This is a genomic window from Candidatus Solirubrobacter pratensis (assembly GCF_000425945.1).
Classification (GTDB): domain Bacteria; phylum Actinomycetota; class Thermoleophilia; order Solirubrobacterales; family Solirubrobacteraceae; genus Solirubrobacter; species Solirubrobacter pratensis.
In genome coordinates, this window is the sequence record NZ_KE384480.1 from 404,599 (window position 1) to 422,602 (window position 18,004).

The 18,004-nt window shown below is 73.3% G+C and carries 13 protein-coding genes; 4 read left to right on the forward strand and 9 right to left on the reverse strand.

Annotated elements, in window-relative coordinates; all coding sequences use genetic code 11:
- Nucleotides 1–496 precede the first annotated feature (496 nt).
- From H958_RS0126455 to H958_RS44110, 4 genes are all read right to left on the reverse strand, one after another.
- Entirely contained in the window at nt 497–3,691 is a 3,195-nt protein-coding gene (locus H958_RS0126455) for a S8 family serine peptidase (protein ID WP_028060846.1), read from the reverse strand.
- Between the two features lie 99 nt (nt 3,692–3,790).
- The gene (locus H958_RS0126460) at nt 3,791–4,978 is read right to left on the reverse strand and encodes a PucR family transcriptional regulator (RefSeq protein ID WP_028060847.1); all 1,188 of its coding nucleotides are present in this window, start codon (nt 4,976–4,978) and stop codon (nt 3,791–3,793) included.
- A complete protein-coding gene (locus H958_RS44105) occupies nt 4,975–6,522 on the reverse strand; it encodes an aldehyde dehydrogenase family protein (protein ID WP_156028296.1) in 1,548 nt (515 codons plus the stop codon). Before H958_RS44105 ends, H958_RS0126460 begins: the two co-directional genes overlap by 4 nt.
- A gap of 5 nt (nt 6,523–6,527) precedes the next feature.
- The gene (locus tag H958_RS44110) at nt 6,528–7,910 is read right to left on the reverse strand and encodes a proline dehydrogenase family protein (RefSeq protein ID WP_051324849.1); all 1,383 of its coding nucleotides are present in this window, start codon (nt 7,908–7,910) and stop codon (nt 6,528–6,530) included.
- Nucleotides 7,911–8,031: 121 nt separating this feature from the next.
- Here H958_RS44110 and H958_RS40585 point away from each other — a divergent pair, with 121 nt between their 5' ends.
- Nucleotides 8,032–9,036 (forward strand): zinc-dependent alcohol dehydrogenase, encoded by a 1,005-nt coding sequence (locus H958_RS40585; RefSeq protein WP_051324850.1) that lies wholly within the window; start codon nt 8,032–8,034, stop codon nt 9,034–9,036.
- A 272-nt stretch (nt 9,037–9,308) separates the two neighbouring features.
- On the opposite strand, the gene rarD is transcribed toward H958_RS40585, so the two are convergent.
- A complete protein-coding gene (gene rarD / locus H958_RS0126475; RefSeq protein ID WP_028060848.1) occupies nt 9,309–10,226 on the reverse strand; it encodes an EamA family transporter RarD in 918 nt (305 codons plus the stop codon).
- 46 nt (nt 10,227–10,272) lie between these two features.
- Here rarD and H958_RS0126480 point away from each other — a divergent pair, with 46 nt between their 5' ends.
- Nucleotides 10,273–10,917 carry a hypothetical protein gene (locus H958_RS0126480; RefSeq protein WP_156028299.1) on the forward strand — a complete coding sequence of 215 codons (645 nt, stop codon included), beginning with the start codon at nt 10,273–10,275 and terminating at the stop codon, nt 10,915–10,917.
- Here H958_RS0126480 and H958_RS0126485 read toward each other — a convergent pair.
- Genes H958_RS0126485 through H958_RS47880 form a run of 4 tightly spaced genes read right to left on the reverse strand, consistent with a single transcriptional unit; the run spans nt 10,914 to nt 15,154 of the window.
- The gene (locus H958_RS0126485) at nt 10,914–12,068 is read right to left on the reverse strand and encodes an ROK family transcriptional regulator (RefSeq protein ID WP_028060850.1); all 1,155 of its coding nucleotides are present in this window, start codon (nt 12,066–12,068) and stop codon (nt 10,914–10,916) included. The genes H958_RS0126480 and H958_RS0126485 overlap by 4 nt on opposite strands.
- Nucleotides 12,069–12,078: 10 nt before the next feature.
- Nucleotides 12,079–12,792 carry a cupredoxin domain-containing protein gene (locus H958_RS44115; protein ID WP_051324851.1) on the reverse strand — a complete coding sequence of 238 codons (714 nt, stop codon included), beginning with the start codon at nt 12,790–12,792 and terminating at the stop codon, nt 12,079–12,081.
- Nucleotides 12,789–14,267, reverse strand: a complete 1,479-nt coding sequence (locus tag H958_RS0126495; protein ID WP_051324852.1) for a multicopper oxidase family protein — start codon at nt 14,265–14,267, stop codon at nt 12,789–12,791. Before H958_RS0126495 ends, H958_RS44115 begins: the two co-directional genes overlap by 4 nt.
- A gap of 2 nt (nt 14,268–14,269) precedes the next feature.
- The gene (locus H958_RS47880; RefSeq protein ID WP_196807584.1) at nt 14,270–15,154 is read right to left on the reverse strand and encodes a cupredoxin domain-containing protein; all 885 of its coding nucleotides are present in this window, start codon (nt 15,152–15,154) and stop codon (nt 14,270–14,272) included.
- Between the two features lie 164 nt (nt 15,155–15,318).
- On the opposite strand from H958_RS47880, the gene H958_RS0126505 reads away from it, so the two are divergent.
- On the forward strand, nt 15,319–15,705 hold the full coding sequence (locus H958_RS0126505; protein WP_028060853.1) for a hypothetical protein: 387 nt from the start codon (nt 15,319–15,321) through the stop codon (nt 15,703–15,705).
- Nucleotides 15,706–15,735: 30 nt separating this feature from the next.
- On the forward strand, nt 15,736–17,922 hold the full coding sequence (locus H958_RS40595; RefSeq protein WP_051324853.1) for an MMPL family transporter: 2,187 nt from the start codon (nt 15,736–15,738) through the stop codon (nt 17,920–17,922).
- Nucleotides 17,923–18,004 lie beyond the last annotated feature (82 nt).

An 18,004-nucleotide genomic window follows, 5' to 3' on the forward strand; every position in this document is an offset into this window, starting at 1 on the left:
CCGCCTCCGTTACCGCGAGCAGTTCGCCGGCGCGACGACGCGGCCGCGCGGAGACCCCGCGCTGGGCCCCCGTGCGGCTCGCGGATCGCGCGCCGATCTGACCCGCCTCCGTCACCGCGAGCAGTTCGCCGGCGCGACGCGCTGGGCCCGCGTGCGGCGTCGCGGATCGCGCGCCGATCTGACCCGCCTCCCTTACCGCGAGCAGTTCGCCGGCAGGACCAGGCGGCGAGACCGCGCGACGCGACCCCGCGGCGAGACGGCGCAAACGCGCCCCGCGGCGAGACGGTGCGACGCGGCCGCGCAGAGACCGTGCGACGCGGCCGCCCAGAGACCGCGCGACGCGGCCCCGCGGCGAGACCGCGCGGCGCAACGCGGCCCCGCAACGCGGCCCCGCGGCGACGCCGCGCACGCGGCGCGCCGAAACCGCGCCACGCCGAACCGCGCCCGCGACGCCGCAGGACGACAAGCGCCGCGGGCGGGTACCGGGTTCAGCGGATCACGGCGTGCAGCCCGCCCGGCTGAAGTCGTAGTAGCTGAGGATCGAGCCGTTGCTCGCGACGCCGAGGATGTGGCCGGCGGCGTCGGTCGCGAAGACGCGGACCTGGTAGGTGCTGTCGCAGTTCCCCGGCGGGATCGAGAGGCCGATCGCGGCGCCGTCCAACACGGCGAAGCCGTGCGTGCCGGCGACTGCGGCGTGCGTCGTCTCGCCCGCCTGGCCGTAGTCGTTGCCTGTGTCCAGCCGGTCGCCGTTCGGGTTCGTGAAGTTGTTCACGAACGAGTTCGACGCCGTGAACCTGCCGTCGATGAACAGCGCCTTGGCGAAGTCGTACGTCGGCCGGGAGAACTCGACGAGCGCTCCGCGCGCGCCGGTCACTCCGCGCACGTCGTACGTCACCCCGAACTGCGTCGACCCGCCCGGCTCGACGTCGGCGACGTCGTAGAAGAGCGGCGCCGAGCCGTTGAGGGCCGAGGCGGCCGCCTGGATCTTCGGCGTCGCCGGGAGCTGCTGGCGCGCCGGGGCGAAGCGCAGCGGCTGCCAGAAGCTCGTGCTGTCGGCGATCTCGGCGCCGTGCCGGGTGCCGCGCAGCGCGATGCCGTAGGTGCCGACGCCGTGCGGGAAGTCCGAGGCGTCGAGCTTGATCGTGCCGGTCGGGAACGACGGCAGCGCGTACTTGCGCCCGTGGGCGTCGAGGTTGTTGTCCGGGAACGCTTGCGGCACGGCGCGGTCGATGTCGGAGACGATCAGCTCGCCGCCGTCGGCGCCGCGCAGCCCCGTCAGGTCATAGGTGAACTTGATCTTGTCGCCGGACTGGAAGACCGGGTCGAACGACGGCGGGACGGCGTGCGAGTACGTCGCGTCGGCCTGGCCCTTGAACGTCACGTCCATCGAGATCGAGGCCTTGCCCGAGGAGGCCGTCACCGTGACCACGCGGTCGCGCCGCGCGGTGACGGGAGCCCCCAGCAGGTCGAAGATCTCGGACGGCAGCAGCCGCAGCGCGGGAGCTCCGGCGTCATACAGCTTCCCCGGCACCGTCACGGAGTTGCGGCCGAGAGCGAGCGTCCACCTCATGTTCAGGGACGACATGAACGCCGCGTCGGCGGCGAACGTGATCGGTGCGTTGAGGTTGTCGCCCGTCGCCCCGATCGTCTCGTTCGTGCGCGAGGACGGCGCGACGAGGCCCTGTGAGAGGTCGATCGTCGCGGTGCCCGTGACCGGGTCCTGCGGCGTGTCGGTGTAGAACGCCGAGCGCAGGTCGGTCGGCGTCAGCGCCGCCTTGCGCTGCGCGACCGTCATGCGCGTGAAGGACGGCGTCCCGTTCGCGTGCGCGCGGTCGAAGAGCGCCTGCACCGCGCGCGTGAGGTCCAGCGACGGGCCGATGTGCGCGCGGTCGAGGTCGAACGCGGGGACGGCCGCCTGCCGCCCCGTCTGCTCGAGCAGCGCGCGGATCTGCGTCGCGCTCAGCTGCTGCCCGAGCAGCCGCGCCGCCTGCCGCACGACCGCGGCCGCGCCTGCCACCTCCGGCGCCGAGGCCGAGGACCCGCCGATCAAGCGCGGGAAGCTCGCGGCCGGGCTCACCGGATCGCCGTTGGCGTCCTCGATCTGGGCGAGGATGAGGATGTTGTCGCCCGGCGCCGAGACGGTCGCGCGCGAGCCGAAGCCGGTGTGGAAGTTCTGCTGCCCCGTCCAGCGCGTCTCGGTGGTGTGCTGGGAGTGGCTGACCGAGGGATCGATCCTCGTGTTGAACGGCGAGTTGTTGAAGACGTCGTTGAGCGTGTCGGCGGCGGCGTCGTCGGCGCCGCTGTCGAGCACGAACTGCGGCTCGACGGTGAGCCCGTAGCTGAAGTCGGGATCGGCCCACGCGTCTGGATCGTCGATGTCGACCGGCTGCGACGGGTCGCGCGTGAGCCCGGTCGGCCCGGTGATGCCGTTCGGGTTCATCGCCACCGATGTCTCGGTCTGCCCGTCGCCGGCCGAGATCGAGACGAACGTGTCGGCGCCCTGGACGAGCGTGGAGACGACGTCGTGGATGATCGCCTCGTCCTCGAAGTAGTAGTCGCTGAACCCGCCGATCGCGAAGCCGCTGCCGATCGACGCCGTGATCGTGTTCGCCTTCGGCGTCTGCAGGAAGCCGGCGCCGAGGAACGCGCCGACGAAGTTCTCGGTGTCGTTGACCTTCGGGTTGATCAGCCGGTAGGAAGCGCCATACGCCTCGCCGATCAGCTCGCCGTTGCCGGCGGGCGCCGGGTTGGCGATGCGCGGGTCGCCGAGCGGCGGCGGCGCCATCACGCTGAAGTCGAGGTCGACCTCGACGAAGTCGCCCTGGTCGTCCTGCGTCGTGCCTGACGGGTCGAGCGCGACCGCGCACGACTGGCCCGTGTCGGTCGGCGTGCAGTCGGCGGTCGAGAGCCAGACCGGGATGCGCGGGTAGCCGGCCTGCACGATGTAGCGCTGGCCGTTGCGCAGCTCCGTGCTCTTGTCGGTCACGTTGCCGAGCGAGATGTTGGTGACGTACTCGCCCTGGCCGGGCTGCTGCCCGAAGCGCTTGCCGATCATCGTCGCCGCCCCGGTGACGTCGTTGCCGGCGGCGTCCTGGTAGGACTGCGCGTCGGTCCGGTAGGCCGAGTTCCGCGGCAGCGCCGCGGCATCCGGCTTCTGCGACGCCTTGGCCCGCGAGAGCGCCGCTCGCGCGCGCTTGGCCTGCGCCCGCGACAAGCGCGCCGGATCCTTCGGCTTGCGGTAGATCCAGTCCGGCATCGCCGCGCTCAGGAGCTTGGACTTCGCGAGCTCGTCGGCCGCCTCGCCCGCGTTGACCTTCGGGTCGTACGCGACCTGGTAGACCTGCGTGAAGTCGGTCACGAAGCGTCCTGTGGCGGCCTGCGCCTGCGCCCGCGCCGCGGCGAGCTGCGCTGCCGGCACGTTGGTGAAGAGATGCTCGACGCTCGTCGCGCCGAGCGACGAGAGCGTCGAGTTGAGCGCCGCGACGTCGGCCGCGCCCGCGCCGCCGGCCGGACTCGGCGCGAACCGCGCGCCCGCCGCCTGGACCGGCGTGCTGAAGGCGATGATCGCCGAGCCCGGGTGGGCGACGTCGGCGGGCAGCGTCGCCGGATACAGCCGCTGGTTGGCGGCTGAGGCGACGGCAGGCGATGCGAGCGCTCCGATGACGGTCAGCGCCGCGACAACTTTCCTCATTGGCTTCACCCTCCCGGTGAAATGGGCATTCCTTGCCACCCCCGGCGGCCCGGTGAGGCTACGCCTTGCGTTCAAACTCTGCTTGTGCTCATCGACCGTTCACGCATTCAGCCTCGCGAGTCGCAATGCGATATGGCAGAGCAGCCGGTCCTCGCCACGGCTGAGGTCGACGCCGGCCAGCTCCTCGATCCGCCGCAGCCGGTAGTAGAGGCTCGTGCGGTGCAGCCACAGCGCGGCCGACGTGCTCTTCACGTCCCCGGCATGGTCGAGATAGGTCTCGAGCGTGAGCACCAGCTGGTCGTGACCGCCGTCGAGCAGCTGCCGCAGACCGGCCGGAACGTCGTCGAGGGCCGTTTCCGGCAGCGCCGTCAGCAGCCGGGCGGCGCGCATCTCCGGCCAGCGCGCGACGCCCGGGGAATCGGTCGCGGAGGCGACCCGCAGCGCGGCCAGCGCGCGGCGGTAGGAGCGCGCGGCGTCGCGCACGTCGGCGACCTCGTCGCCCTCGCCGACGGCCACGCGCTCTCCCTCCTCGCCGCGCAGCACGCCGGCCAGCGCGGCGCCGCGCAGCGGACTGGACGTCCCCACGATGCAGACGGCGCGCCCGGCGATCTCGCCCGCCAGCGCGTGCTTGGCGGAGGCCCGCAGCCGGACGCGGTCCAGCCCGTCGTCGGAGACCGCCGAGGCGACGCTGACGACCAGCGGGCGCAGCGGCAGGTAGTTCTCCGCCTCCAGCGTCGCGGCGGCCTCCTCGGCGCGCGCCGCGTCGGGGCCGAGCAGCTTGGCGATCAGCTCCTGCTCGCGCCGCTGGCGGTCCAGCCGGGCGTCGGCGTCGGATTGCAGCACCGTCGCCGCCTCCGAGGCGGCGCTGCGCGCGAGCCGCAGGTCCTCGGGGCCGACCGGCGGGTCCTCGAGCAGCCACAGGAACCCGAGCCGGCGCCCCGCGCGCACGATCGGGATGCACACGCGCGCCGACATCGGGATCTCCGGATGCGCGGGGATCCGCACGGCTTCGGGCGCCGTGCGGATGCCATGGGCGAAGAGGGCGTCGCGCGCCGTCTCGGGCGCGTGGCGCCCGAGGATGCTCGCGGTCCGCACGAAGTCGAGCTCGCCGGTCTGCGAGCTGTACGCGAGCGGCCGGAGCTCCAGGTCATCGACGAGGACCGGGCGCCCGAGGCGGACGCTCAGCGCGTCGACGATCTCCTGCAGCCCGCGCCCGCCCGGGAGAATCGCCCTCTGGGCGATTGCTCCCAGCGACGCGAGTCCTCTAGGCGAGTCGTCGCCGCTCACACCACCAGTCCGTGGCGCATCGTGTCCTCAGTGACGACGCGCGGCTCGACGAAGTTCAGGAGGTAGTCGGGGCCGCCGGCCTTCGTGCCGGTGCCGGACAGGCGGTTGCCGCCGAACGGCTGACGGGCCACCATCGCGCCGGTGATGTGGCGGTTGACATAGAGATTTCCGACGGGAAGCGCGCCGCGCACCCGCTCGACGGTCGCAGGGTTGCGTGAGAAGAGGCCGCCGGTGAGCGCGAACGGCTGGCCCGACACGATCTCCACCGCCTCGTCCACCGACGCGACGCGCTGCAGCGCAAGCAGCGGGCCGAAGATCTCCTCCTCGGCGACGCGCGACCGCCTGGGGAGGTTGCTCACCAGCGTGGGGGCGACGAACCAGCCGTGCTCGGGCGCCGTGCCGGGCTGGTAGACGGTGCCGCCCTCGTCGCGCGCGACGCGCGTGTACTCGCGCACCCGGTTCTGCGCGGCCTGCTCGATCACCGGCGGCACGTCGACGCCGAAGCGCTGCGCCTGATCGACGAGCAGCGCGTCGATCGCGCCGCGCAGGCGCTCGGTGAGCGTGTCGGCGATCCGCTCGTGCACGAGCAGGCGCGACGCGGCCGAGCACTTCTGCCCCGCGAAGCCGAAGGCCGAGTAGGCGATCGCGGGGACCGCGTCGTCGAGGTCCGCGTCGGCGTCGACGATCACGCAGTTCTTGCCGCCCATCTCGGCGACGACGCGCTTGAGGTGCGCCTGGCCGGGCGCGAGCTCCGCCGAGCGGCGCAGGATCTCCAGGCCGACGGCGCCCGAGCCGGTGAACGCGATCGTGTGCACGCCGGGGTGGCCGACGAGCGCCGCGCCGGTCTCGCCCTCGCCGGGGAGCAGGCTCAGCGCGGCGGGCGGGACGCCGCCTGCGTGCAGCGCCTCGACGACGGCCAGCGCGCACGCCGGCGACTGCTCGGCGGGCTTGAGCACGACGCCGTTGCCGGTCGCCAGGCCCGCGGCGACCATGCCGCACGCGATCGCGAGCGGGAAGTTCCACGGCGCGACGACCGCGACGACGCCGCGCGCGGCGTAGTGCAGCGTGTTGCGCTCACCGGGCAGCGAAACGACCGCGCCGCCCGCCTCGAGCGCCACGGCCTGCTGCGCGTAGTACTCGAGGAAGTCGATCGCCTCGCAGACGTCGGCGTCGGCCTCCGCCCACGGCTTCGCGCACTCGCGCACGGCGAGCGCCGCGAGCAGCGGCCGGCGGCGGCGTAGCTCGCCGGCGGCGCGCGACAGGATCGCGGCGCGCGCCTCGGCGCCGCGCGCCGACCACGCGCGCGAGGCTTCATCGGCGGCGCGCACGGCGGCGTCGACCTCGGCGTCGGTCGCGGGGGAGAACTCGGCGACGACGCGCTCGGGGTTGCCGGGGTCGGTCGAGCGCAGCTTCGCGCCCTCGCGGCGGTCCCCGGCGACGAGCACCGGCACGCGCCAGGGCAGCTGCGCGTCGAGCTCGGCGAGCGCGTCGACGAGCAGCTCGCGCACCGGTGCGCGGCGGATCTCCAGGAGGGGTTCGTTCACGAAGGTCAAGGCGCCACCAGAAGTCGGTCGAGGTCCGCGCCGCGCGCGCGGCTCAGCAGGAAGGAGTCGTTGGACGTGTTCTCGAGCAGCCGGCGCACGAGGTAGCTCATGCCGGCCACGAGATCGCCCGCCGGGCAGTACGTGCGCACCCGCAGGCCGAGAGCCGAGAGGGCGTGCTGGAGATCGTCGCCGAGGCCGCGCAGGACCTGCAGCTCGAGGTCGCAGTCGGGCGCGCCGAGGTGGCGCGAGTAGGCGATCGCGTGCGCCAGCGAGCGCACGTTGTGGGATGCGATCGCGGGGCGCACGAGCGGCCGGGCGTCGAGCAGCCGGCGGGTGAGGCGCTCGAAGGAGCGGTCGCTCTCGACCTTGTGCTCCCACACCGGCGGCGTCCAGCCGTGCTGCTGCGCGTCGACCGTCTCGTGCTCCCAGTAGGCGCCCTTGACGAGGCGGATCGTGAACGGGAGTGAGCGGCCGCCGGACGCGACCCAGTCGAGCAGTCGCGTGAGCTGCTCGTCGCTGTCGCGCAGGTAGGCCTGCAGCACGATGCCGGCCGACGGGCCGTCGCGGAACTCGGGCTCGGACAGCAGCGTCATCACGAGCTCGTTGATCAGCTCGCGCGAGTCCATCGACTCCATGTCGATGTGCAGGTGCGCGCCGGCCTCCTTGGCCGTGCGCAGCAGCCCGCGCAGGCGCGCGGCGGCGTCGGCGATGCCCAGCTCCGGCGCGTCGGCGCGCACGTGCGGCGTCATCGCGCTCACCTTCACCGACAGGTTCACGCGCGGGATCCCGCCGGCGCCGTCGGCCTCGAGCATCGGCCGCTCCGGCCAGGCGCGGGCGGCGACGGCAAGGGTGCGCAGCGCTTCATCGCAGCGAGCCGTGTAGTGGTCGGCCTCAGCGGCGGTGACGGTCGCCTCGCCGAGCAGGTCGACGGACGCCGCCGCGCCGGCGCGCCACAGGCGCGCCAGCGCGGGGACGGCGTCCGCCGGACTCTCGCCGACGATGAAGCGCTGCGCCATCTTGTGCACCGCGATCCCGGCCGCGCGGCCCACCGCGCGGCCGGCGACGGGGCGGGACGAGACCCGTCGCGCGGTGGACACCGGCGGGCGCTGCCGGTCGACCTCGCCGAGCAGGGCGGCGAGGTGCTCGGCCAGCTCGCGCGGCGACGCGCATGCGGGCGCGACGTCGACGAGCCGGAACAGCGCGGCGCGCAACTGCGGATCACGCGAGAGGAGCTCCATCCCGCGGTCCTCGAACGTGCGGCCGGCGCCGCGCGGGGCGCGCGCCTGCTCGGCGGCGATGCGGTGGCCGAGCGCGCGCACCTCGGGCTCGAGCGACACTGACTTGGGCACGGCGTCAGGCGCGGCCGCCGGAGGTGCGAGCGTGGTCATCGGCGCGCCACGCTATGCGCGCCGGACTCCCTCCGCCATCGTCAGCCGTCCGGACTTGCTTCGACGGTTGTTCAATGTAGGTACACCGACCCCGGAACGACGGGATCGATGTACTGTGCGCATGCGCGCCATCGAGTTCCTGGGAGGCGAGCGGCTCGAGCTCGTCGAGCGCCCCGATCCCACGCCCGGGCCGGGCGATCTGCTGATCGCGCCGACGGCCGTCGGCATCTGCGGCACGGACGTCGAGATCTTCGAGGGCAGCCTCGTGTACTTCCGGGAGGGATGGGCGAAGTACCCGATCGTCCCCGGCCACGAGTGGGTCGGCGAGGTCGTCGACGTGGGCGCGGACGTGACGGGCTTCGCGCCCGGAGACCAGGTGACGGGGGAGACGCCGCTCGGCTGCGGGCGCTGCGACCGCTGCCGCGCGGGCGCGTACCACCTGTGTGCGCTGCGGACCGAGACCGGCATCCTCAACCGCGACGGCGCGATGGCGTCGCGGATGGTGTTCCCGGCCGCGGCCGCGCATCCCGCGCCCGGCATCCCGGGCCGCGCCGCGGCGCTCGTGGAGCCGGCCTCCGTGGCGCTCAACGGCGTCCGGCGCGGCGGCGTCCGCGAGCGCAGCGTGCTCGTGGTCGGCGCGGGGACGATCGGCCTGCTGGCCGCGCAGTGCGCCCGCGCCGAGGGCGCGGCGGCGGTGGCGGTCACCGACACGCGCGCGGACCGCATGGCACTCGCGTCCACGCTCGGCCTCCGCGCCCACGATGCGAGCGCGGGCGAGGACGCCTACGACGTCGTGCTGCTGTGCGCGGGCGGTGCGGGCGCGCTCGGCTTCGCGCTGCGCGCCGTCCGGCCCGGCGGCAGGGTGGTGATCCTCGGACTGTCCGGCAAGCCGGAGGTCCCCGTCGACATGGACTCCGCCGTCGTGCGCGACCTCACCGTGCACGGCGTGCTCGGCTCCCCGCACGTGTGGCCGGACGCGATCGAGCTCGTGCGCTCGGGCAAGGTCGCGACCGAACCGCTGGTCAGCGCGACCTACCGGCTGGACGAGGCGCGCGAGGCGCTCGAGCGGCTCACCGAGCCGGGTTCGCTGAAAGTGTTGATCGAGCCCGGTATGCTCAGCCAATAGTGAGCGCCACAGCCAGCCGAAGGCGTCTGCGCCCGGCGCGTGCTCGATCTCGATGCGGCGCCGCCGGCCGGTGCGGTGCCGGTGGAGCTCCCTGAGTTGAAGCGCCGGCTCGTCGCCGACTCGCTCGAAGAGCTGCTCGCGCCTGACTTCGAGTACCGGTGCGGGAAGCTGCTCCACGTGGACAGCAGGAGGCCCGCTGGACGTCGCGTGGCTGGACCGCTGGACGCTCACGCCCGATCGCGGGCAGGTGCGCGTGACGGAGCTGATCGCCTTTACGCGCGTTCGCTGACCGGCCCCGCTCGCACCGGGAGCGAGCTGAGCGGGCGCCGCAGCGCGCGGATCGCGTCGACCGTGAAGACCGTCAGCGCGAGCCAGACGAGCGCGAAGCCGGCCAAACGCGAGAGCGGCATGGCCTCGCCGCGGACAAGCACCCCGATCAGGAACTGCAGCACAGGCGCGAGGTACTGCATCAGGCCGAGCGTCGTGAGCGGTACGCGGATCGCGGCGGCGCCGAAGAGGATCAGCGGGATCGCCGTCGCGATCCCGCCGCCGGCCAGCAGCGCCGCGTGGCCGGCGCCCTCGCGCGTGAACGTGCTGTCGCCGGTCGCGCCGATCACGACGAGATAGGCGAGCGCCGGCAGCACGAGGAAGCCGGTCTCGACGGCCAGGCTCTGCGCGCCGTCGAGCCCGACGCGCTTCTTCACGAGCCCGTAGAGCCCGAACGAGCACGCGAGCGTGAGCGAAATGTACGGAGGGCGGCCGTAGTCGACGGCGAGCACGAGCACTGCGAGCGCGCCGATCGCGACCGCGATCCACTGCGCGCGCCGCAGCCGCTCGCGCAGCAGCGTGACGGCGAGCCCCACCGTGATCAGCGGGTTGATGAAGTAGCCGAGCGAGGTCTCCACGACGTGGTGGCTGTTGACGCCGTAGATGTAGACGCCCCAGTTGATCGTGATCAGCGCCGCGGCGAGCGCGAGCAGCCCGGCGCGCCGGCGCCCGATCGAGCCGGCCCAGCGGAAGCCGCTCGTCGCCGCCAGCAGCACGGCGAGCACGACGACCGACCACACGATGCGGTGGGCGAGGATCTCGACCGGCTTGGACGGCTCCAGCAGCGGCCAGTAGAGCGGGAACAGACCCCACAACAGGTACGCCGCCGCGCCGGCGACGAAGCCTGTGCGGGCCTGGGACACCACTCAGAGACTAGGACGCCCTACGTGTCTGCCATGGTGAGGGGTCATGAGCTCTCCTGGCCACCGCAGCGTGAAGATCGGCGACGACGAGCGCGGAGGGTGGAGCTCTGACCGCCCGCGCCGCCCGGGCACCGAGAACCGGCCGCCGCGCAAGCAGGACGTCGGCGTGCGCGGCCGCGTGCTCGCGCCGACCGACCGCCTGCGCTACTCGCCGGGCAGCCTGCTCGTGGTGGTGAGCGCGGACCGCGGCGCGCGTGACCGCTTCCTCGCACGTGCGCTCGAGGAGCAGAGCGCGCTGCTCTCGCTCGACAAGGTTCGCGCGCTGCTCGCAGGGAAGGTCGCCGCCTCCGAGATCGAGGCCAAGGCCGCCGCGCTGCTCGACGCCGCCGCGAGCAAGCGCCTCGCCGCCGGCCAGACCGTCGCGATCGCCGCGGACGGGCTGACGTTCGAGGAGCGCGACCGCTACGTGCGGCTCGCCGCCGCCCACCGGCGCCCGCGCCACCTGATCCTGCTCGAGGTGTCGCGCGACGCGGTCGCCGAGTCCGACCGCGCGCCGCTGGCCGACCTGCGCACCAAGCTCGACGCCGGCGAGCTGGGCGCGGAGGGCTTCTCGACCTCGCTGCGCCTCGGCGGGCGCACCGTCGACGAGCTCAAGCGCATCGTCTTCGCCCCGCCGCCGTCAGACGACTAGCCGCGGCGCGGCCGCACGACGGCGTCGACCGTCTCCGGCGCGAGCAGGTGCTCGATCGCCAGCACCGCTGCGCCGATCACCGCCGCACGGTCGCCGAGCCGGCTGTGCCCCATGCGCAGGTCGCGCGTCGCCATCGGCAGCAGCCGCGCCGACGTGATCTCGCGCACGCCGGCCAGCAGCGGCTCGTGGGCGGCCGACAGGGCGCCGCCGATCACGATCGCGCCCGGGTTGAAGAACGTCACGGCGCCGGCGAGCACCTCGCCCAGCGCGCGGCCGGCATCGCGCACGGCCTGCGTGGCGAGCGGCTCGCCCGCGGCGGCCAGGCGCACGACGTCCACCCCCGTCTCGGCCTCCAGGCCCGCCGCCGTCAGGCGCGCCGCCAGCGCTCGCCCACCGGCCACCGCATCGAGGCAGCCGGCGTTGCCGCAGCGGCAGAGCGCGTCGTCGCGGTCTTCGAGCGCGATGTGCCCGATGTGGCCCGCCACGCCCTGCGCGCCCCGGTGGACGCGCCGGCCCGCGACGATGCCGCAGACGATGCTGCTGCCGGCGTCGACGTAGATCAGGTGCTCGACGTCGCGCCAGTGGACCCAGCGCTCGCCCAGCGCGCGCACGTTCACATCGACGTCGACGAGCACCGGCACGTCGTAGCGCCGGGAGAAGTGGTGCTGGACCGTGGCCGCGTCCCAGCCGGGCGGCGGCTCGTCGGCGGGATCGGCGCGATCGGCGCGGGAGGGGACCCCGATGCCGACGCCCCACACCTCGCCGGCGCTGCGGCAGACGGCGGCGAGCAGCTCGGCGAAGCCGCCGTCCGCGGACGCCGGCACGCCGTCCGGCGCCTGGGCGAGGTCGAGCTCGACGACGCGCTCCGCGAGCAGCTCGCCGCTGAGGTCGCTGACCGCGAGGCGGCTGCGGGCGGTGCCGAGATCGGCCGCCAGCACGACGCCGGCCCCTTGGTTGAGGACAAGGCGCGTCGGCGGGCGGCCGCCCGTCGACGGCGTGCCGCCGGCCTCACAGACGAGCTCGTGCGCGAGCAGCGCGCGCACCCGCTCGGCGACCGTGGAGCGCGAGAGGTTGGTCTGGCGGGCGAGCTCCGGCCGCGTGACCGCGCGACCGTCGCGGATCAGGCTGAGGAGCTCGCCGGCGCTGCTCACGCGGCCGGTCTCAGGAGCGGACAGTTACACGCGCGCGCTCCGGCGGCGCCTGATTGCCGGCCAGGTCCTTGGCGCGCAGCTCGACCTGGTAGCGGCCGGCGCGCAGCCCCCGCACCACCACGTCGTTGACGCCGCGACGGGCCTTGAAGCGCTCGGTCCTCACGCTGCGCCCGCGCGTGAGCACGAGCGTCATCGTCCCGCGCTCGGACAGCGCGAAGTGCACGCGCACGAGCCGCTTGCCCGGCTTGACGGTCACGCCGGTCAGCTCCGGTGCCACCTTGTCGCGCAGCTCGAAGACCGTCGGAGCCCCCTGGTCGTTGGGGAACGGCTGCTCGTCCGGGCCGGGCGGGTCCGGCGGATCGGGCGGGTTGCCGGCGTCGTCGGTCACCGTCACGGTGCCGTGCATCGACCCCGGGTGGAGCTGGCAGACGAAGTCGTAGTAGCCGGGGGCCATGAACGCGTACGAGGCGTCCGGGCCGGCGATCGCGATGGCGTTCTGGAAGCTCCAGTTCGCGCTGTTGGATGTGACGTTGTGGGGGATCGACGTGCCCGCGAAGCGCCAGGTGACGGCTTCGCCGGCCTTGACCGTGATCGCGTCTGGCGACCAGCGGTTGCCGGCGCCGGTCGTGTCGTCGACCGCCTGCACCACCGCCGTCTGGGCGGCGGCGGGAGCGGCGGGAAGACACGCCAGCGCGGCCGTGACGGCGAGCACCAGGCGCCTCATTCCACGACCTCCATCTGCAGCATCATCGCCTTGTCCGCGTGCTCCAGCGAGTGGCAGTGGAACACGTACTTGCCGGCGTACGGCGCGAACCATGCCTGCACCTTCACCGTCTCGTCCGGCTGCACGCCGACGGTGTCCTTCCAGCCGATCCGGTCCGCGAGCTCGACAGGCCCGCCGCTGCGCTCGAGCACCCGGAACTGGAAGCCGTGCAGGTGCATGGGGTGGACGCGCTGGGAGTGGTTGACGAACGTCCACTCCTCGGTGCTCCCGAGCCGCGGGCGCACGTCGATGCGGCTCGGGTCGAAGCCCTTGCCGTTGATCTGCCACATGCTCGTGCCGAGCGCGAGGTCCCAGCGGCGGCGCGCATTGAACGGCGGCAGCGGCTCGAGACGGCGCAGGCGCCGGGGGACGCGGAACTCCTCGCGGCCGCCGCCGCCCACGACATCGAAGCGCATCACCGCGACGGTGCCGCCGGAGCCGGCGGTGTTGTGGAGCACGAGCTGCTCGCCGGGACCGTACTTCGAGAAGTCGAGCACGAGATCGATCCGCTCGGCGGGGTGGAACTGGAAGCTCGTGCGGTCGACCGGGCGCTCGAGCAGGCCGCCGTCGCCGGCGATCTGCGTCATCGGCTCGCCGTTGGCGAGGCGCAGCGTGTACGAGCGCGCGTTGGACCCGTTGAGGAAGCGCAGCCGGTAGCGGCGGCGCTGGACCGCCATGCGCGGGGAGACGGCGCCGTTGACGAGGATCGTGTCGCCGCGGAAGCCGAAGTCGACGTTCTCCTCGTAGCGGAAGGAGCCGTCCTTGTTGAACGCGTGGTCGGCGATCGCGATCGGCACGTCGTACTCGCCCTGCGGCAGCCCGAGCTCCTCCTCGAGCTCGTCCTCGAGCACGTACATCGCGACCAGCCCGTAGTAGAGCGTGCGCGAGGTGCGCCCATGCGCGTGGTCGTGGTACCAGAGCGTCGCGGCGTCCTGATCGTTCGGGTAGTGGTAGTCGAACGAGCCGCCCGCCGGGATGACGTCCATCGGATGGCCGTCATCCGAGGCCGGGACGTAGCCGCCGTGCAGGTGCACGTTGGACTCGAACGAGAGCGTGTTGCGCTGCTTGACGACGATCTCGCGGCCCTTGCGCGCGCGGATCGTCGGTCCGGGATAGACGCCCTCGTAGCCGTAGATCGGCGTCTCGAAGCCGGGCAGGACGTCGGCGAGACCCTCGCGGATCGCGATCTCGTACACGTCCCTGCCGCCGCTGGTCGAGACCGGCAGCAGCTCGGGGATCCGCGGCAGGTCGCGCTGGAAGGGCTCGAACGGCGAGCGCGCCTGCGCACGCAGCGCCGCCGAGGTCACCTCGCCCTTGCGGCGCAGGGCGCCCGGCGAGGCGAGCGTGCACAGCAGCGCGACCGAGCCGAAGCCGTTGCGCAGGAAGTTCCGGCGCGACCAGGCGTCCGCGGGCGGCCGCCAGCTCTCCGGGGCCATCGCTAGCGCCTCGCCTTCCGGGAGGCGGCGGCCGCGCCGGAGCGGTTGCCGGACGCGTCGGTCGCGCGCAGGTCGATCGCGTACGTCGCCTTGGCGAGCTTGCTCGAGCGCAGCGTGTACGCCCGCTCGCCGGCCGGCGCCTGCACGGTCGCCGCCGTCAGGACCTTGCTCGTCCCCGCGCGCTTGGCCGTGATCGTCACCGTCGCGTTCTCGGACACGGTGAAGCGCACGCGCACGCCGCCCTTGACGGCGCTGGTGGCGATGCCCGTGACCTGCGGGGCGACCTCGTCCTTCGGACCGCCGGTCGGCTTCGGCGTCGAGGTGTGGTCGTCGGGCGTCGGCGTCGCGGTCGGGGAGACGGTCGGCGTGGGCGTGGCCGTGGCCGTCGGCGTGGCCGTCTCGGTCGGCGTCGGCGTCGGCGTCGGCGTCGGCGTCACGGTGCCCTCGCCCTCGACCGTGATCGTCCCCTGCATGGAGCTGTGCGCGAGGCAGACGAACTCGTACACGCCCGGCGCGCTGAACGTGCGCGAGCGCGTGCCGGTCGTGGGGTAGTCGGTCGCGAAGGTCTTCCAGCCGGGGTCGGCGGCCTGCTCGTTCGCCGCCTTGACGTTGTGCGTCGGCGTCACCCCGTCGAAGTCCCAGGTGACGGTCTCGCCCGTCTGGATCGTCACCCGGGGGTGCTCACCGGCGTCGCATGCGGGCTTGCCGGCGACGGTCGTGAAGCACGGGCCGCCGGCCTCGGAGACGTAGATGGTCGCGGAGGCGCGCGGCTCCTGCGCGGCGCCGGCCACGCCGACGATCGCGATCGCCGCGCCCGCGGCGAGCACGGCGGCTGCGGCACGCAGGCCGCGACGGCCGCGAGGCGGCTCGCTGTGACGGCTCCCCATGTCTCCTCTCTCCTCCATTCGACCCTTCCGCCGACCGGCGGCGAAAGCTACCACACATCCAGCTCTGACCTAAAGCTTTGTCAGAGCCATTCGACCAAAGTTTGCTCGAAGTGACCCAGAAGTCATTGCCAACCCGCATCCTGCTTGCTAGCTTCCGGCCGACGATGAGGACGAGGTGGATCATCACCCTCGTCACCGTCGCGGTGCTGGGGATCGCAGGGATCGCGGTCGCGGCGCGCGGCGGGGAGGGGGAGAGCAAGAAGACTACGGGCACCGATCTGACGGCCCTGATGTGCCCGATGGCGCCGTCCGGCGGCTCGGACACGACGCCGTCGAAGCCGGCCAAGAACGCCTTCAACACGGCGGAGCTGATCGGCCTGTCGCTCGCCGGCGCCAAGGCCAAGGCGGCGCAGCACAGCTGCACGATCGTCGTCTCGCTCGAGGACGGAGCGGGCAAGCCGGTCCCGATCGACGTCGACCCGCGGCGGATCTACGTGTACACGGAGAAGGGCCGCGTGACCGAGATCGAGGACGTGGGCGGGGGCGTCTAGCCCGCGGGCGCCGCGGCGCCCAGAGCAACCATGCGCTTCCTGACCTGGCTGTCCTCGCTCACGGCCGGCCGCCGCTCGCGCTGGGCGGTGATCGGCACGTGGCTGTTGTTGACCCTCGCGCTCGCGCCGCTCCAGGGGCCGCTCCAGCGCGAGGCGGCCGACGAGAGCGACACGTTCCAGGTGCGCGGGTCCGAGTCGCTGGAGGCCAAGCGGACGGTCGACGCGCAGTTCACGCGCGGCAGCGAGATGGCCGCGGTCGTCGCGTACTTCCGCGACGGCGGCATCACCAGCCCCGACCGCGACCGGATCGCCGCAGACGCGCGCGCGATCTGCCGGTCGGCGGCGATCCCGAGCCTGACGCTGGTCGGCACGCCGTACGGGCTCGTCTGCGGAAAGACGGACCCGCTCGACCTCAGCCCGGGCGGCCCGGGGGTGATGACGTCCTCCGACGGCAGCGTTGCGCTCGCCTCGGCGCTGATGACCGACGACAGCACGCCGGTCGCCGAGAAGGCCGCGGACACGATCCGCTCGATCGTCCCGCCGCCGAGCGGCGACCGGACCGGGCTGCGCGCGTACGTCACCGGCGAGGCCGGCTTCGAGGCCGACCGCAGCGAGGCCGTCAAGGGCATCGACGACACGCTGCTGCTCGTCACCTGCGCGGTGCTGGTGCTCCTGCTGCTGGCGATCTACCGCTCGCCGCTGGTCGCGCTCGTCCCGCTGGTGGTCGTCGGCATCGCCTACGTCGTCGCCGGGGGCATCACCTACGCGCTCGTGAAGGCCGGGCTCACGAGCGCGAGCGGCCAGACGACGGCGATCCTGATCGTGCTGATGTTCGGTGCGGGCACCGACTACTGCCTGCTGATCGTCGCCCGCTTCCGCGACGAGCTGCGCAGGACTGGGGACGTCGGCGTCGCGATGACGCGCGCCACCGAGCGCACCGGCCCGGCGATCCTCTCCGCGGGCGCGATCGTGATCGTGGCGATGCTCGTGCTCGCCCTCGCCGACTTCAACGCCACGCGCGAGATGGGCCCGATCCTCGCGCTCGGCATCGCGGTCATGGTGGCCGCCGGGCTGACGCTGCTGCCGGCGATCCTCGCGACGGTCGGCCGGCGCGCGTTCTGGCCGGTCGTACCGCGGGTGCAGGCGGCAGAGCCGCAGCCCTCGGCCTTGTGGCGCCGCGCCGGCCGCCTCGTCGCGCGCCGCCCGGCACTGACCGCGGGCGCAGTGACGCTGATCCTGGCCGCCGGCGCGCTGGGCAGCCTCGGCGGCCGTGAGACGCTCGACTTCTCGGAGGCGTTCCGCGACGCGCCCGAGTCGGTGCAGGGCGAGCAGGTGATCGCGCACCGCTTCATCCCGGGCCGCGCCGCACCGGTGAACGTCGTCAGCGGCTACGGCGCCAAGGAGCACGTGATCGCCGCGCTGACCTCCGGCAGCAGGACGCCCGTCCAGGACATGTACCTGTCGGCCGTGTCGCCCCCGCGCGCGACCGGGCGCTCGGAGCTCGCGCTCGCCAGCGCGTACCTGCGCATGAACCCGTTCTCCGACGAGGCGACGGATGCGATTCCGGAGCTGCGCCGCAAGGCGCGCGCCGCCGCGCGTGGCGAGCCGCTGCTGATCGGCGGCGAGGCCGCGGAGGCCTACGACACGCGCGAGGCGCTCGGGCGCGACACGCGGCTGATCGTCCCGATCGGCCTGGCGCTGACGCTGCTGATCCTCGCCGTGCTGCTGCGCGCCGTCGTGATGCCGCTGTACGTGATCGCGACCGTGATCCTCTCGTTCGCGTTCGCGCTCGGCGTCAGCTCGCTCGCCTTCACGCACCTGATGCACCAGCCGGCGAGCGACCAGACGCTCGAGCAGTTCGCCTTCATCTTCCTGGTCGCGCTCGGCGTGGACTACAACGTCTTCCTGCTCGCGCGCATCCGCGAGGAGCGGGCGACGCGGCCGACGAAGGACGCGGTGATCGCCGCGCTGGAGCGGACCGGGGGCGTGATCACGAGCGCCGGCCTCGTGCTCGCCGCGACGTTCAGCGTCCTGATGGCGCTGCCGCTGGAGTCGCTCTTCCAGGTCGGGTTCGTCGTCGCGGTCGGGTTGCTCGCGGACACGTTCCTCGTGCGCGCGCTGCTCGTGCCGTCGCTCGCGGTGCTGCTGGGGGAGCGGAACTGGTGGCCGGCCAGGGTTCCAGAACTTCTGTCCGGAACACGGACAAAAGAAGCTTGACATCACGGCGTAAAGAACATACGTTGATGTCGAAGTCCTGCCTCACTGGGTTTCTGTCTTACGGAAGACACAAGTAAATAAC

Coding starts and splice junctions, on each gene's coding strand:
- H958_RS44115 (WP_051324851.1), bottom strand. CDS start 12,792: ATGAGGCGCCTGGTGCTCGCCGTCACGGCCGCGCTGGCGTGTCTTCCC.
- H958_RS47880 (WP_196807584.1), bottom strand. CDS start 15,154: ATGGGGAGCCGTCACAGCGAGCCGCCTCGCGGCCGTCGCGGCCTGCGT.
- H958_RS0126495 (WP_051324852.1), bottom strand. CDS start 14,267: ATGGCCCCGGAGAGCTGGCGGCCGCCCGCGGACGCCTGGTCGCGCCGG.
- H958_RS0126505 (WP_028060853.1), top strand. CDS start 15,319: ATGAGGACGAGGTGGATCATCACCCTCGTCACCGTCGCGGTGCTGGGG.
- H958_RS40585 (WP_051324850.1), top strand. CDS start 8,032: ATGCGCGCCATCGAGTTCCTGGGAGGCGAGCGGCTCGAGCTCGTCGAG.
- H958_RS0126455 (WP_028060846.1), bottom strand. CDS start 3,691: ATGAGGAAAGTTGTCGCGGCGCTGACCGTCATCGGAGCGCTCGCATCG.
- H958_RS40595 (WP_051324853.1), top strand. CDS start 15,736: ATGCGCTTCCTGACCTGGCTGTCCTCGCTCACGGCCGGCCGCCGCTCG.
- H958_RS44110 (WP_051324849.1), bottom strand. CDS start 7,910: ATGACCACGCTCGCACCTCCGGCGGCCGCGCCTGACGCCGTGCCCAAG.
- H958_RS0126480 (WP_156028299.1), top strand. CDS start 10,273: ATGAGCTCTCCTGGCCACCGCAGCGTGAAGATCGGCGACGACGAGCGC.